Annotated in this window: 8 protein-coding genes; 2 read left to right on the top strand and 6 right to left on the bottom strand. The window is 37.0% G+C overall.

Going from position 1 to position 17530, the window contains the following annotated elements; genetic code table 11:
* Window positions 1-46 precede the first annotated feature (46 nt).
* Window positions 47-7669, bottom strand: coding sequence for an MBG domain-containing protein (locus FBR08_RS10415; RefSeq protein ID WP_233266094.1), 7623 nt, complete (start codon window positions 7667-7669; stop codon window positions 47-49).
* Between the two features lie 207 nt (window positions 7670-7876).
* Here FBR08_RS10415 and FBR08_RS10410 point away from each other — a divergent pair, with 207 nt between their 5' ends.
* Window positions 7877-9574: a hypothetical protein gene (locus FBR08_RS10410; RefSeq protein WP_158962649.1), complete on the top strand. Its 1698-nt coding sequence runs from the start codon at window positions 7877-7879 to the stop codon at window positions 9572-9574.
* A gap of 38 nt (window positions 9575-9612) precedes the next feature.
* Here FBR08_RS10410 and FBR08_RS10405 read toward each other — a convergent pair whose 3' ends face one another.
* From FBR08_RS10405 to FBR08_RS10395, 3 genes are all read right to left on the bottom strand, one after another.
* Window positions 9613-10548 carry a pyridoxal-phosphate dependent enzyme gene (locus FBR08_RS10405; RefSeq protein WP_158962648.1) on the bottom strand — a complete coding sequence of 312 codons (936 nt, stop codon included), beginning with the start codon at window positions 10546-10548 and terminating at the stop codon, window positions 9613-9615.
* A gap of 64 nt (window positions 10549-10612) precedes the next feature.
* On the bottom strand, window positions 10613-11545 hold the full coding sequence (locus tag FBR08_RS10400) for a peptidylprolyl isomerase (protein ID WP_158962647.1): 933 nt from the start codon (window positions 11543-11545) through the stop codon (window positions 10613-10615).
* Between the two features lie 19 nt (window positions 11546-11564).
* On the bottom strand, window positions 11565-12725 hold the full coding sequence (locus FBR08_RS10395; protein WP_158962646.1) for an MFS transporter: 1161 nt from the start codon (window positions 12723-12725) through the stop codon (window positions 11565-11567).
* Between the two features lie 177 nt (window positions 12726-12902).
* On the opposite strand from FBR08_RS10395, the gene trmD reads away from it, so the two are divergent.
* Window positions 12903-13586 carry a tRNA (guanosine(37)-N1)-methyltransferase TrmD gene (gene trmD, locus FBR08_RS10390; protein ID WP_158962645.1) on the top strand — a complete coding sequence of 228 codons (684 nt, stop codon included), beginning with the start codon at window positions 12903-12905 and terminating at the stop codon, window positions 13584-13586.
* Window positions 13587-13656: 70 nt separating this feature from the next.
* Here the strand turns inward: trmD and FBR08_RS10385 are convergent, their stop codons facing one another.
* Together FBR08_RS10385 and FBR08_RS10380 are read right to left on the bottom strand one after the other, a co-directional pair.
* Window positions 13657-14982, bottom strand: coding sequence for a DUF4374 domain-containing protein (locus tag FBR08_RS10385; RefSeq protein ID WP_158962644.1), 1326 nt, complete (start codon window positions 14980-14982; stop codon window positions 13657-13659).
* Window positions 14983-14995: 13 nt separating this feature from the next.
* A complete protein-coding gene (locus FBR08_RS10380; RefSeq protein ID WP_158962643.1) occupies window positions 14996-17476 on the bottom strand; it encodes a TonB-dependent receptor in 2481 nt (826 codons plus the stop codon).
* Window positions 17477-17530 lie beyond the last annotated feature (54 nt).

Here is a 17530-nt window from a genome sequence, read left to right as displayed (position 1 = left end):
GCTCCCGCCTGACAACTATTTAAAATTAATAAATCTACGTTATCTTTTATTCTTTTACGATGAACTGAACAGATTGGTGTTTACCTCCTGATTTCAACACTAAGAAATAAGATCCAGTAGTTATTGTACTTGGTAAATTCAACTCTTTTCTATTTCCGTTGAATACACCTTTTGCCACTGCTTGTCCTAATACATTATAAATAATGTATGAGTTTTCATAATCTGATTTAGAATCTAATACAACATTCAATGCCTCTGTTTTTCGAACAGGGTTTGGATAAACTTGTAACTCATCTGCTGCTTCAAATTCTAATACAATTGGACAAGTTGTAAACGTCGTTCCGTTTTTCAACTTAAGAACAGCGTAATAAACTGCAGTTGGATCTAACTTATCTCCATATTTATCACCTGCAGAATAAGCTTGTTGTGTACCCACTAACTCGTCGTTTTTATACCACTCAAATTTCACAAAGTTATAGCCTCCATTTGTTGCTGGATCATTGTTTACTAACAATACGTTTTCGTATTTCTCGTAAACTACATTCGCTGTAGCTAAACGCTTATCGATAATTACAGTGTACTTTTTACTCTTCGTACCATCTTCTGAAAGTACTTCGATTTCTTGTTTGTGTAATCCTACTGATTTAACATCTACTACAATGTGATTGCTTGGCTTCACTGTTGTTCCAAAAGGAACAATAACATCCAATGTAACTGTATCTTTATTTGTTTCACAGTCTAACAACACATAAGTTTCATCTTGAATTTTACCATAAGAAACACCATCTACTATTAAGTCAGTAATTTCTGTTCCATTGCTCTTAATGATTAAAGTTCTAGAAACTGGCTTAGCAGGTAAATAATTTTCGTTGCCATCTTGGTACGCTGTAATCGTTGCTGTACCCACTTGTAACGGCGTTACTAATCCTGATGGTGTCAATGTTAATATTGGTTGATCTTCAAACGTCACTTCATAGCGAATTGGCAATCTAGAGCTTGCTCTAGCTTGTAATTGGAATGATGGTGTCTCATCTAAAATCACGGTACCTAATTCATCAAACGTAATCACTTGTTCTGCTTTGACAATTCTCAATATCGCATCAAGCTCTTTTATTTCGAAATTCGGTCCATAATCAATAATTGCTTTCACATTATAAACACCAACTTCCGTTTGATTATTATTGACATAAGTCACCACTGCATTAGGAGCTAAATCTCCTGTTACCGCAAGACTTTTCACAGTACCATCGTACGTAAATGTTTTTGAAGGTAGCGTTACATTTCCTACTTCGTTCTGTACGATTTCGAACGTTGAAGGGATGAATGAATCAATATAGTAATTTGCTCTCGCTACAAGTGTCCCTTGATTGATTGCATAAACACCCACTGCTTCTCCTACTACTCTTCCTAAATTTCCAATAATTGCATTTACATTTCGGTCATTAAACTGTAATCCTTGAAGTCTATATGTAAAGACTGGATCCGCTGAACCAAATGTCTTGCGTTGATTTGCATCAACAACAATAGTAAGAGGTGCTGGTTTAATCTCAAATGTATTTGTCTGATCAAGAACAATGCTATAATTATTGTGAAGTGTAGTTAAACTACCTATCTCATAACGATAAACACGTACTATTTCACCAACTGCTCTTGTTAGTAAACCGCTAATTACAGCTGTTGTATCGGTGAATTTGAATCCAATTGCTGTATAGTTCAATACAGAATCATCTTGTCCGTATATTTTCGATTGTCCTGCGATTGGTACAATCATTAAGTCTGCTGGCGTAATTGTCAAATTACCTAATTCAAACTGCAAGCGGTAGTTAGATGTAGTTGCAATTGTTCCTTGTTGGTATGCATATGTTCCTACATTTTCTCCCGGTTGACGTGTTAACGTTCCAGTAATAACAGCATTGGTATCCCCATTTGCTAGCCCTTGTACACGGTAATTTAAAGCAGGATCAGCATCTCCATATACTTTTGTTTGATTTCCGAAGATGATTTTCAATTCTGCTGCCACAATTGTAAACGTATTCCCTGTAAAAGAAATCGTATAGTTTGGCGATGTTAGCGTACCTTGTGTAATTGCGTAAGTTCCTATATTCTCTCCCGCTTCTCTATCTAATGCTCCTAATAAAGAACTATTGCCATCGTTGAATTTATACCCTGTACCGAAAAACGTTAAAGCAGGTTCTACTTGGCCATAAGCTTTAGTCATCGCATTAGCATTCACGCGTAATGGAGCTGGTGTAATTGTAAAGGTTGCTGCTGTAAAATCAAACGTATAATTCGCAGCACTTAAACTACCAATACCAATTGCATAATCTCCAACATTTTCTCCAACTACTCTAGCTAGTCTACCTGTTACTACACTTTCATTATCTGTTAATTTAAATCCTGTTATAGTATAGGTCAATGTTGGATCTGTTGGACCGTATACTTTGGTTAAATCATTAGCTACAACAGTTAACACCGCTGGAGCTACATGTACTTTAACTTCTGTACGCGCACTTTCACATCCATTGATAATGCGTTGGCTCACCCAATATGTTGTTGTTCCAACTGCAGCTGTTGAAGGCGTTGGTGCAGTTGTACTTCCCGTTGTTGCATCACCTACATACCACACTAATTCATCTCCACTTGTAAGCGAAGCATCCAGAACTACTGGTGAATCACCATAGGTATAATAAACATCTGTTGCAGAAACTATTGGTGCAGGTAAAATATCCTCAACTAAAGTACGTACGGCTGTTCTAACATCACTCTCACAATTGTTTAACTTTTGTGAAGCATAGTATGTGTTTCCGTCTTGTAATGCTGTTGCATTGGTTAACAATGTTCCTCCTACTGGAGCGTCATACCATTTTACTGCCGTTCCTTCTACCTCTAAATCGGCGATAGTTGGTGCATTAACTAAACAGAATTTTTGCTCATTTGGAGCCACTGGAGCTGGAGTACGTGATAAATGAACCGTTACCGCAACTCTTTCAGATTCACATCCAACTTGAGGGAAATAACTAGCTACATAATACGTTGTTCCATCCGTTAAAACTGTTGTATCAGGTAAAACTTCAGTTGCTGTTTCAGAAGCATACCATTTACTTTCATATCGATTAGCCAGTGTAACCACTAAATCAGCTAATGTTGTATCCTCACATAAAGATTGATCTGCAGCTGCAACTGGAAGAATAGGTCTAACAATTTCTATTTCCACAGCTTCGCGTACACCATGACAGGTACCAAGTACTAATTCAACATAATACGTTCCTGTTTGTGTAATTGAAGTCAATGCTTCTGTACTCGTCATTGAACCGTACCATTTCGCCGTTGCTGTTCCTGTGATCGTCAATGGAATATCAGCTGTATTAACCGTTTGACAGAATACTGTTTGATCAAGTTCAAAACTTCCAACGTCTATAATATTTACTGAAACTTCTTTTGTTATTTCGCATGAAGATTCAGTATCTTTTGCTGTTAAAGTATAAATCTGTGGAGTTGTAGTTTTTACATATACTACTCTACGTGAATCCCCTGTATAAGGCGTAGTTCCCTCTGGATTTGTATATAGTCCAGTTAATGGAGCCCATGCATACTGATGTGTAGAAGAGAATCCTAATTTAATGTTTGGTCTGTTTTTTGAAACCCCATTTGAAGTAAATGAGGTACGAGCATCCATTCCACCTATTCCTCCAGCAACACTATCAGATGCTCCATAAGCAACACTATCAAATGTAGTAGTAGTATAACGATGTGTTGTTCCGGAGCCATTTCCACCATTTCCGGCATTGTGTACCGTTTCAATAATTAAATTACTCGTACCATCCCAAGTAAATGGAGTATTTAATGTAAATGTTACGAAACCTGAAGCTGATGGAGTAAAAGATTGGCTATACACTGAAGTCAATGTTGACGATGTAGCTAAATCTGCCAAGGTCATCACTGTATTCGTTGTATGCCCCATGCGAATGGTAAAATCTTTACATTGATTAGCTGCAAAAGCATTTAATTCAAAAGCCAATGTCTGAATCACACTTCCGGCACTTAATCCTTTCGCTAATAATTCATCTTTGGTATACAACATTTGCGTTTTCACTCCACCATAATAAGCAGACAATGGATTCGGATAAGATGTTGTTCCTGTCGCTGAGGTTCCTGTTCCAAAAATTGCAGTAGTACTTCTACCGGCACCTGCATTCATTTCACTTACCGCTCCAGGACATAACTCTATTGCTGTTAGCATACCGTTTACTTCTGGTGTTGGTTTTACAACAACCTGTACAGTTTTTTTAACTTTACAAACACCCTCCGATTGAGATACAGTTAACACATACTCCGTCGTTTCTGTTGGTGAGAAAACCCATCCTATTGTAGCATTACCCGTTACACCAGTAGCAGGTAGCCACTCATAGGTATCATAATTCGCAGCACCAGCTGTAATCGTTACTGCATTGCTGTCTTGTTCTCTACAAATTTCTAACTCTGCTGTTGATAATGTAAAGGTTGGTGCTGGAGTTACCGTAGCCACTACTTCTGTACGAGGAGACATACACCCCACTTCATATCCAATATTATAAAAATAATAATACGTAGAACTTGCTCCTGAGAGATAACCACCTGTAAGTGTAACTGTATTATCTTCACCTACATAAGGAAACGAAGCACTATATTCTCTAATCAAGCTCACTCCTGAATAGGCTTTAATCAACATACGATACCCCGTACCTGGTTGTACCTCGAAATTCATAGGTACTCTAGTAGGCGTAGTTAAACCGTTTGCCTGAATAGTTACATTACCTGTTGAATACAATTCTACCCCAGCACTATTCGTGATTTTAACATTAATAGTTCCTCCTCGTGTAGCATAAATATCGGCACCTGTTATTTTTATTGTTTCAGCAACTGTAAATACAATTCCTGTATCTGTGCCTTCATAAGTAGAATTTTCAATTGGTGCAACTTTTCCAACATTTTTCAATACAACATCAGCTGATGCACTTACCCAGAATGAAGTTGTTTGTGAAAGTTCTGGAGTAGTAAATGTATTCCCCGTACCTAGAAGAGTGGTACTTGTAGCAGTTTCATACCATCGAACTAAACTATTTGGATTATTATAAGTCGCTTGTAGATCTGTTTCCCCTACTCCACAAATTGTTCCACCTACCGTTGATACTAGCAAAGGAGGTAAACATTTTGTTTTAAAATTTTGAGCCAGAGACCATACACTTCTGTCTGTTCCTGCACATACGGATCTAATGTAAATTTTATAGTCTGTCAAAGGTAATAAACCATTGGCTGTAGCCGTTAATACACCCGCGGCGGTCGTTCCTGTCGCTACACGTCCCGTTGCTTCTCCAGGATTACCCGAAGTGCGAATTTCATATTCGTATCCATTAGCAGGTGCTTGTTCAGGCACTGCCCAGGTAAAGGTAACCGTATCATACGTCAATGTTGCATCATTCACCGTAATCACTTCTGGAACAAAACAGGTAGGTGTTTTATCTAACTCAACATCTCCTACGTATAGCGTAAGTTTATTCTGATCAGAAAAAGACTGAAAACCAATATAGTACACTCCGCTTGTTGCTGGTGTAAAGTCAATCACTTTCTCAACGGTAGTACTACTTGAACCAGTAGTTACCGTGAATAATTCAGTCGTCATTCCTGTATTCACAGCAGTAGTGCCATAGCTTACGCGTAATTTCTCGACCCAATTACCATGTGAATATTTAAATTTCAATCGATAACTTTGCCCTGCTACTAAATTAATCGCATTCGTAAAAAACCAATCGTTTGCTGCATTACTTGTATGATGTGGGCATCCCATTACTTTTGTAGCCCTAAACTGAGACCCAGATGGTTTATCATGTGAGGTCCATGTTTTATTATCAGCATTTACATCTTGAACAGTCAAACAGAACGGAACATTGGGTGTAGTTACATAATTGATATCCATTACATACGGTACATTTTCAACTGTACATAACGTTCTAAAATCGAGTACTGCTGACCAAACACTGCTCTCTGTCGCGGAACACACTGCTTTTACATAAAATTTATAAGCCGTATTAGCCGTCAATCCATTTACTGTTGCTGTAACTACGCCTGCTGCTGTAGTTCCAGATGCTACACGTCCAGTAGCATCACCTGGGTTACCTTCCGTACGAACTTCATATGCATATCCATTGGCTGGTGTACTTCCAGACGCTAGCCAGCTAAAAATAGCTGTATTCGCTGTCACATTCGTTAAACTTGCTCCTGCAGGTTCTATACAACTCGGTGACAGTTCAACTTTAACATCTCCTAAAAACCAAGACCCCTTATTGGCGTCTGAATACGATTGAAAGCCAATATAAAACACGCCGCTTGTTGCTGGTACAAAATCAATAAATTTAGCAACCGTAGCATTTGTTGTTCCTGTATCTGTGATAAACAACTCCTGTGTCATGGCAGTATTTACTGCTCCTGTTCCATAACTTACGCGCAAGCGATCTACTTGCCCCGCATCTCTATACTTAAATAGAACTCGGTAACTTTGTCCAGCTACTAAATTCAGCCCTTGAGTATAAAACCAATCATTGGCAGCATTCGTAGTATGCATATTGTATTTCATAACATTTGCATCTACAAATCCTGATCCCGAAGGTTTACTCGAAGCCGTCCAGGTTTTACTGTCATTATTTACATCTTGCACCGTAATACAACTTGGTAGTACAGAAGATGAAGAAAGCGTCATGACATAAGGAATATTAGTCGCTCCACATAGGGTTTTGAAACTAATCATTGCCCAAGACGACGAAACATCATCCTCACAGTTGGTTCTGATATAAAAATAGTAGAGCGTGTCCGGCGTCAACGTAGTCAAATCCACTTGTTCTTCCGCATTGGAAACAGACCCAGTACTCACCCTGCCTGTTGCTGTTCCAACAGCCGTATTGGTACGCACCTCATACTCTTGCGTCAAAGCACCAGCAGAGTTATTGACCCAATTCACAGTAGCTGTAGTCGATGTAAGTCCTGAAATCCTTAAATTTTCTGGCTTTTGACAGGGATTTAATGCCCCTACAATTTGTATTTGAGCCACTGTACTCGTTCTAGTTTTATTTGCACTAGAATTTAAATTTGCTACATTAATAGGTCCTGAATCCTGAGAAGCATACAAACCTCTATTTGTTGCTGAATAACTTCTAAAAAAAGGTCGACCCTCAAAAGATGAAAATCCCGCCTGTTTCTCAATTACAGTAACTAATATATTATCTACTCCGTTATAATCAAAAGGTGTAGTTAAGGTCAATTCCATCCATTCTCCTGCTACAGGATTAATAGTCCCACTAAATAAAGGGGTCAAACCCGTCAAAGGCACAAAATCCGAACTTCCTGTAAAAGAGGTTTTAGTTGTATGACTGATATACACATCCCATAAATTCCACTCCGCACTATTCGGGGAAAAGGAATCTACAAACCACTTTATTTTAGAGATATTCCCTGCCATCCCATCCTGATCTGAATATTCCGTATTCAAAACGATTTGTTGACTAACATTATAGCCATCCCTTCCATAAATCGGCATACGATCAGTAGTTGATGTACCGGAGCCAATTTGGATCTGGGAGAACATCGATAACGAAAAGCTGAGTAAGAACAGCCACGTTAAGAGTAATTTCTGCTTCATAAAATTAATAGAGTAAATAATGATTAATAATTGTTTTAATTGTTTCTTGTTTTTGAAGCCTAAAGGTGTCTATACAAAAACTTAAGCAAAATATAACATTTTGTTAAAAAAAACAGTATATTTGGGGTGGACATCGAGGTGGACAAAGGGGGAGACATTGTAAAATTTAACTTTTCAGTCCCCTTCACTTTATTAAATTAGGTATTTATGAAAAAAATAATGTGCTTTATTATTTTATTGTGTTTTTACAGTTGTAGTAATACAAAAGAAAATACCGCTTTACATATTAATCAATTACTCACAGCGTTACACAAAGTAGAGGATATCACTAAACTGGAAGAACTTATTCAAGCGCAATCAACAAACCAACATTCAATTAACAAGGACGTCCTGAACATCATCTTCAAGGTAAAAAAAGCACAAATTAAAGCCGAAGAATTAGGTGCTTTTAATGAGCAGACGACCTTGTTATTAAAAGAAGTTGAGACACAAATAGAAAACTTAAATTTCCCAAACCTCACCCATTGGTTTAACACGCAGATTGGCTTCTATTACTATACGTATAATCATTATATAGAAGCTGCTAATTACTATAGTGAAGTTGCCTATGTTTTAGATTATCATCCGGAGGAAATTACGATACAACCTACTGACATTTATCGAAAAATTGGTTATTTCTATGGCACTATAGGTAAATACAAACAGGGAATCACTTATCTAACCAAAGCGCTTCAGTTTACCTCCAAAGACAATATCAATTACACCAGCCTATTAAATGCGATTGGCAATTTTGCCATTAAAGACAAACAAGAGGCCTTGGCTTATCCTTACTTAATACAAGCCAAAAACCTTGCGGAAAGTCAGGGAGATCTTTTGCGCTATGCTAAAATTCTAGGTGATCTGGCTATTATCGAAAACAATAAACAAAATTGGGAGAAAGCGATTGCTTATTTGGAAGAGGATGTTGCCCTTTCTAAAAAAGTGGATGATAAAAAAAATACGATGTTTGCCTTGTTATCCCTAGCACAGGTTTATTGGGATAAGAATGATGTTGCAAACACAAAGAAAACAGCTTTAGAGGCTTTTTCTTATACCCAAAATTTAAATTACGTCAAAGGGTTTGAATACGACATCATGAAGTTGCTTTTAGAGGTATCTATAGCTGAAAAAGATGAAAAACGCGAATTGCTCTATAGAAGAAATCTAACAACCCTCAATGAATACATCAGCGAAACAGAAGGACAAAAAGCCATCGACCAGATTAATTGGGATGCAGAAATAGAGCTCATCAATTTACATCTACAATCAGAGCGCTATCACTATGAAAAAATAAATTATCAACGTTTACTCTTCTTGTCACTTTCATTTTCACTGGTTTGTGTATTGATTTTTGTGTATAAAATATACCGAAAACAATTGACTAAACAAGCATCGATGTACGAATCGAATATTCAAAAGATTGAGCAAGAAATGGCTGAATCCGAAAAGAGATGGCAAGATACTAATCACTCCTTAGACTCCTACAAAGAGTATTTGGCAGAAAAGACAAAACAGATTAATATTTTAGAGGTTGAATTAAATAAAATTAAAGATTCAACCAGTGTCAAGTCACAAACGGAACGCATGAAGTTAGAGCAAACTATTTCTTCTCACTTGATGACTGATGAGAGTTGGTTGGTATTCAAAAAGACCTTTCAAACGGAACAACCGGAATACTATGCGAATTTAATCGAGACATTTCCGGACTTAACGGACTCTAATTTACGTGTAATCTTACTACAGCGATTAAATCTCACCAATCAGGAAACTGCTAATATTTTGGGAATTACCATTGACGCAGTTAAAAAGACCAAACAGCGTTTGAGAAAGAAATACAGCAACACCTACCAACAATTATTTAATTAATGGCACAAAAAAGGGTTTAGTCCTAAAACTAAACCGCTTTAAAACGGTAAATTATCTAAATCTACATTTCCGCCAGATAAAATAATACCCACTTTTTTACCTTCAAACAGTGGTCGTTCTTTTATCAACACAGCTAAAGCCACGGCACTACTGGGTTCTACAATAATTTTCATGCGTTGCCATATTAATCGCATCGCACTGACAATTTCATTCTCGCGAACGCGAATAATTCCTTTGACTCCCTTTTGAATAATAGGAAAATTGACATCCCCCAACTGAGTGCGCAAACCATCTGCAATGGTATCAACCGATAAATTAGATTCTATCGTACCACTTGCTAACGAGCGAAAAGCGTCGTCAACTTCATACGGTTCACCAGCATAGACTTCGATTCCTTCTTTTCCAAAAGCTTGCGCAGCCAAAATTGTTCCTGCTAAGAGTCCACCACCTCCAACGGGTACAATTACGACATCTAAATCAGGTTCATTTTCTAACAATTCTTTGGTGGCCGTACTATTTCCAATGATAACATGCATTTCATTTGAAGGGTGAATAAAAGTAGCACCTGTTTCATCGATCACTTGATTACACACGCGTTCTCTTGACTCCATCGTAGGGGCGCATTCTACAATTTCGCCTCCATACATGACTACAGCATCCTTTTTTACATTAGGTGCATTAAAAGGCATGACAATATAGCATTTAACATCAAAAATACGAGCGGCTAAAGCCAAGGCTTGTGCAAAATTCCCAGAAGAGTGAGTCACCACTCCTTTTTCTTTTTGCTCTGTTGTTAAATGCAAAATAGCATGCGTGGCCCCTCTCATCTTGAAGGCTCCTGCTCGTTGAAAGTTTTCACATTTAAAATACAAATCGCTTCCCAAAAAATTTTCAATATGTCCCGATTCCATAATGGGAGTGTAGTGCACATAGGGTTTTATCTTCTCGTAACACGTATTAATTTCCTCTTTCATAAAAAAATTAGCGTTTGATAAAAAACTCCCAAACTTAAAAAAAGATTGGGAGTCTGTTGTTGTATTATTTTACGTCCATTAATTCTACATCGAAAACTAGGATTGCATTTGGAGGAATAACTCCACCTGCACCTCTTTCTCCATATCCTAAATAAGGCGGAATAACGAAACGAGCTTTATCCCCTACTTTTAACAGGGCAATTCCCTCATCCCATCCTTCGATTACATGTCCCATCCCCAAAGGAAATTCGATTGGTTTTTTGCGTTTGTATGAATTGTCAAACTCTGTACCATTATCCAAAGCTCCTTTATAGTGAACTGCTACTGTTTTTCCTTTTTCAGCTTGTTTACCTGATCCGTTCACAATCATTTGGTAACGCAATCCACTTTCAGTGCGTTCAAAACCAGCAGCTACTTTTTCTAAAGCTTCTTCTGCTGCATTCTTTTGATCAGCTACTCGTTTCTCTCTTGCTCCTTCAAATGTACGGAAAGCCTCAACTGCATTCCATTTTTGAGCTGCTTCACCTTCTCTTACAATTTCGATTGACTCAAGTACGTCATCTTGTGCAATTGCATCAACGATATCTTGTCCTTTAACAACATGACCAAAAACAGTATGTTTACCATCTAACCAAGGAGTAGCTACATGTGTAATAAAGAATTGCGATCCATTTGTGCCAGGACCTGCATTTGCCATAGACAATACACCTGGTTTGTCATGTTTTAAACTTGCGTCAAATTCATCATCAAATGTATAACCTGGTCCACCTGATCCAATTCCTTGTGGACAACCTCCTTGAATCATAAAATCAGGTATAACTCTATGAAACTTTAATCCATCATAATACGGTTTTCCTTGCTGACGTGCTGAATTTTCTAATTTACCTTCTGCTAAAGCAACAAAGTTCCCTACAGTTCCAGGTGTTTTATCTTCAGTCAATTTCACGACTATCTCGCCTTTTGACGTATTAAATTTTGCGTAAATACCGTTTTCCATTCTTCTTATGTTATTAATTTTACTTATTTTTTTTCTTTGTGCGCAAGTAAATGACAAATGACAAAAAGGCTAAAACCATGCCACCTATACATACACCTACCCATCCAAAATACTTCCACAAATATAAACCAAAAGCCGAGCCAAAAGCTGTTCCCAAGAAACTAAATGACATATAGACAGTATTCAGTCGATTACGCGCTTCGGGCAATAAAGCGTAAATCCGCGTTTGATTCGATACGTGAATCGTTTGTAATCCTAAATCTATTAGGATTATTCCAATAATAATTCCCACAATAGATGTGGCAGATAGGGCAAAAACGACAAAGCTCAAAAATGTCATGCTTATGCCATATAGAATCAATTTTCTAGCTCCTCCTGCCCCTCCTATTTTCCCAACCAGAGGTGCTGCAAAAGCTCCACAGGCCCCAATTAATCCAAAAGAACCAATCAAGGCACTGTCATAACCAAAAGGCTGATTATGCAACAACAAAACCATCGTTGTCCAGAAAGCGCCAAATTGAGCAAATGCCAAGCTCGTGATCCATGTAGCTTCTCGAAGTATAGGTTGTTCCTTAATTAATACAAAAAGAGAGCGATATAAACTCGACAGCGACCCTTGATACGTTGGTTTATTAATAGGAAGGCGAAATTGAATGAGTATGACAAGCAAAACACAAATTGCTGTGGCAATCCAAAACATGCCTCGCCAACCGAGCCAAATTCCAACGAATCCACTCAAAGTACGCGAAAACAAAATACCAATCAACAGGCCACTTACTACGGTGCCGATTACTTTTCCCCTTTGCTCTTCCGAAGCTAAACTCGCCGCCATAGGCAATACCAATTGAGGAACAATAGAAGTTGCCCCTAACACAAAACTAATTACCTGAAGCCAAAAGAAATTTGTTACAGTAGCAGTTAACCCTAATGCTGCGATTGCAAAGATTGTTGTCACTGTAATTTGCTTTTTTCGTTCTAGCCGATCACCCAACGGAATCATGAGAAACATCCCAATAGCGTATCCTGCTTGTGTTAAATAAGTTAGTGTGCCCGCAGATGCCTCTGACACACCAAATTCGTCCGCAATCAGAGGAATTAAAGGTTGACAATAATATAAATTAGCAACAATTAACCCCGTAACTGCTGCCATAAACAATACATTTGCTTTTGATAAACTCATACGTACAAAGGTAACTTATCCACTATTTTAAACGAAATAAAGGGATAATTTCTACAAGAAATAAATAATACACACCCAAACTTATCAGATAAAATGTAACATTTAACTTGGTATGGATACAACATAAGCATTGGATTGTACAAAATAGCATTGTACCTTTGTATAAATTTATACCCCATGCGCATAGATATCATTTCTGTTGTTCCTGAATTAATTGAAAGCCCTTTTCAAGCTTCTATTTTAAAACGAGCGATAGCTAAAGGACTCGTAGAAGTACACTTCCATAACTTACGCGATTATAGCACCAACAAACACAAAAATGTTGATGACTATCAATTCGGAGGTGGAGCGGGAATGGTCATGAGTATTGAGCCTATTGACCGTTGCATTACTAAATTAAAGGAAGAACGCGAATACGATGAGATTATTTATATGTCTCCTGATGGAGAAACTTTGAATCAATCCATGGCGAATTCGATGTCGCTTTTAAAGAACATCATTATTTTATGTGGCCATTATAAAGGAGTAGATCAACGCGTGCGCGATCACTTCATTACCAAAGAAATATCCATTGGCGATTATGTGCTATCTGGTGGTGAATTAGGAGCAGTAATTCTCTGTGATGCTTTAATTCGCCTAATTCCAGGTGTATTAAACGACGAAACTTCTGCTTTGACAGATAGTTTTCAAGACAACTTACTTGCCCCACCTATTTACACAAGACCTGCTGAATACAAAGGTTGGAAAGTACCAGATGTGTTATTAAGTGGCAATTTTGCTGTTATTGATAAATGGAGAGAGGATATGGCTTATGAACATACCAAAAACAGAAGACCCGATCTTTTAGAAGATAAAAAATAAAAAAGAGTCAACACATAATCTAAAAAGATTACGGTGTTGACTCTTACTATAAACAACAATCTATTTCTTCTTAATACACACCAATATAATATTGATCTACACCAGAAGTAATAATTGCTCCTTTTACTCCTTTTGAAGATGTAGAGGTTATATCATAAATATAGATATTTCCTTTTCCTGAAACAGGTGCTAAAGCAATATAGAATTTCCCATCGCGTACTGCTGCTGTTTGGTATTGTGTCAACCATAAATTAGCAGGTACCTCTAAGTCTATTGCTGTATTATTGTTCAAATCAATGCGCGCCAATCCCCATGCATGAGTAGTTGTAGGTTTTCCATCTTTATCTACCCCCATTTCAATTTCTGTCTCATCCATTTTTTCATACGGTACATAACCTATTCCATTTCCTACATAAAACCAGCCATTACTTGATACTTTTTTACCACCTAAGGCTTGCCCTAAATCAAAAGTATTCGTTTTATTATATTGACCATTTGCAATTCTTGCGATATAAGTTTTGTCATTTCCATTGACTAATTGCAACACCTCGTTTTGTTCATTAGCATAAGCAGCTGGTGTGCGATAGCCATTCGTTGACCCTATAACATGCTCTGTCGTAATCACTTCTGCTTTACTTAAATCATTTCTATCCACTACTAAGGTAAATGTTTGATCTACTGGTTTTGTTTTTCCTGTTGATGCATCAAACAACGCGATTCTAGTTCCGTAATACAATTTATTATTAACTAACACTGGCGCATCAATTCGATTGATAAAATACCCCTTTCTAGTTAATTCGGCATCTAACTGTACGTTTATTTCCTTTTTAGCTCCTGGTAAAAAAGACCACTGTTCTAAATCAATTAATGCAATACTAGCCGTAATTTTATGGCCTAGATATGCTCCTGACCCATCAGCACCTTCATATTGAGGCTTTGCTTCAGCATGGTGGATAGATCCTAACTTCTCATTGACTTTTGTAAATCTACCTCTGGATGTCCCAATTACTGGTGAAGAATCAATATTGCCAATTTCTTTATAATCTTGTCCTCCTAAGTGCTCGTACTTACGCAAATCACCAACAGTATAATTCAAATTATACACGTATTTTCCATCTTCCGAAACAAAGATACGCGAAGTTCTCGATGAGGGCATTTGGTATCCTGAATTGGCGAAACTCACTTCTCCTTCATTTAAACTAGCTACTCCTTGTAAGTAAGTAGCAGACTGAGAACCAGAACCACTAGCATAAGCCAATTGGAATTGTTTATTTACCTCATTTCCTCCACCAGGAGGATTTGAATCAGGAGCTGCATTGTCATCTGAAGAACAACCTATAGACAATAAGGCTAAAGAAGCTACTAAAACTGACGTTTTAAAAAATTGAATTTTCATTTTACTTTATAAATTAAAAAATTGAATATGTTACTTTTCCATAAAAAGCGCGTCCTGGCTTTTGTAGCCCGAAATTGTCATAAATACGCTGATTAAAAATATTTTTTGCGTTTAAACTCAAACTCATCTTACCCCCTGAGAATTCATATGATAATCCAATATCATGGGGAGATTGAGTTGGGATTTCATCTAAATTTTTCCCTCCAACATTAGACCAGTTACGCAAAAATTTCTCAACGTAATACACATTGTAATTTACACCTAGCCTATCCCCTTTATCTATCACATTTTTAAACACATAGCTCAAATTTGCATTATACTTAAAAGAAGGTTCATTGCGTATTTGAGTTTTATAATAATTATAGACTGCTCCATCCTTATTATATTTCTTATTAAACAATACATCAAACTTAGACACTGATAAGCTTACGTTTAATCGTTCCTTATAAGAGTAGTTGAATTCAACATCAACTCCTTTACTCAGCACGTCATCTAAATTTTCATATTGTGTAAATACACCTCTGGAATCAAGAGCTTCTCGAATCATTCCTTTTACATCGCGCTGAAAGAAAGTAGCATTTAAACTAATCCCATGGTCACGGAAGTAAAAAACACCGGAATTAAATCCAATATTGAAATTTGTACTTTCCTCAGGGTTCAGTCCAAATGAAGGCAAAAGATTATCCGCATTACTTCCGAATAATTCTGTTTCATCTGGCAGGCGAATTGCTTTTTCTACCGATCCTAAAAAATAAAACTGATCAAACAAACGATATGACATGCTGATACCATATCCATTAAAACTTGTTCTCTTTGTAATTCGATTCACTTTATACAAATCGCCTACCAAGGGCTTCTGTTCATCTTTATACGGTTCATTAGAAATTGCCTTTTGATGATACATTTTATAGAACAAAGTGGTACGCAATTTTTGATTCAATGCCCTATTCTCATAACTAAAAGACACAATATCTTTTTCTAAATCACGAGTATTAACCAGTTTTTGTAGGGATACAGGTTGTAATTCATCGCTAATATCTCGTTTAAACTTATTGAAAAAATAATTGACACTTAGCACGTTATTTTCTACAAATTCATAAGCTATATTGGCACGTAAGGCAGCTATTTTATCTCTATTTTTTTCCAGTGTCTTTTGAGCCGCTACTTCTGCGCCTGTATTATATTTGGCTATATTGCCTTCTGAATCTCTAATTGGTTTTCCGCTCCAATCATACATTGTGGCAACTGTATCAATTACTTGGCGAGTTAAATCGCTATAAGAAGCATCTATATTAACCGCTAAACCACTAATTCCAACATTCTTTTTTGCATACGTAAGCGTTGAAATATAAGAATCTCTTTTCGCAAGGCGATTTCCATATACTTTTTCCATTGTACTGCCATGTTGAATTTCTTTCGTATATCCAGAGATTACTCCACCAATTAAAAATTTATCGGCCCATTTGACATCTGTGAAGCCAAAATCCACTTTACCTCCATAGGATTTATAAGCATCGTGAAAGCGTCTCGCTCCATTCTTCGGATTGGTTACTTTTGCATTCTCATCAACCATTCGTATATGTTTACCATATACGCGATAATCATTATCACTGTAGTTAAAGAAACCATTGGCATTTACTGTAAAACCATTATCTTCTCGAAAACTACCATTTACATTATACTGATGTGTATTAAAAGAACCATACGAGCCACTTAGGTTTAGTGAATTTTTTATTTTCTGTTTTAAAACTACATTAATTGCACCACCAAGTGCATCTTGAGATAGATAAATAGGCACTACGCCTTTGTATACTTCAATGCGTTCAATTAAAGCAGGAGGAATGCTATTTAAAGAAAAAGAACTACCATAATTTTCTGCAGGAATGCCATCAATAAATATTTTAATAGAACGCCCTGACAGTCCATTGATGTTGTAATTAACGCGCGAACCTAACCCTCCGTCTTGCCTAATTTTTACACCAGCAGTACGATCTAACAATTCATTGGTTTGTATGGATTGCATTGCTAGATGCTGGGGTTCAATTACCTGCACAGCATAACCACCAGTCTCTATCTTGCGCTTTTCATTTTGAACCCGAATAATCATTTCGTCTAAATGAGTTGCTGCTGAAGATTCCGCAGTTAACACAAAGAAATCTCGACCAGATTTATAATCCACAAAAACCCCAAAACTCTTAATTTCCATTGAATTAACTTCCAATTGATAGCGTCCGTACGCGACTTCTTGAAATTGAAATTCTCCTTGCTCATTCGTTAAAACTTGCTTGTTCAATGCTGTCAACTTGACTATAGCATAGGAGATAGGGTGTTTTTTATCGTTTCGAATTACCCCTGATAGAGTTCGTTCATTTGCTTGTAGCGCATTTGTCCCCAAAAGAAGAAAAGCAAGCATAAAATAAAAAAAGAAGGATTTTTGTTTCATTGTATTCAGATTACTACGCATCAACACAAAGTATTTTTTTTTGAATCTCATGCCTTTTATTAAAGAAAACTTACAAATAAGTAAATCACGAGCCTCTGTTACTAA

Source organism: Myroides fluvii, from assembly GCF_009792295.1.
Classification (GTDB): Bacteria; Bacteroidota; Bacteroidia; order Flavobacteriales; family Flavobacteriaceae; genus Flavobacterium; species Flavobacterium fluvii_A.
The sequence above is the reverse complement of the archived record's forward strand: the minus strand, read 5'-3'. Positions and strand labels throughout refer to the sequence as shown.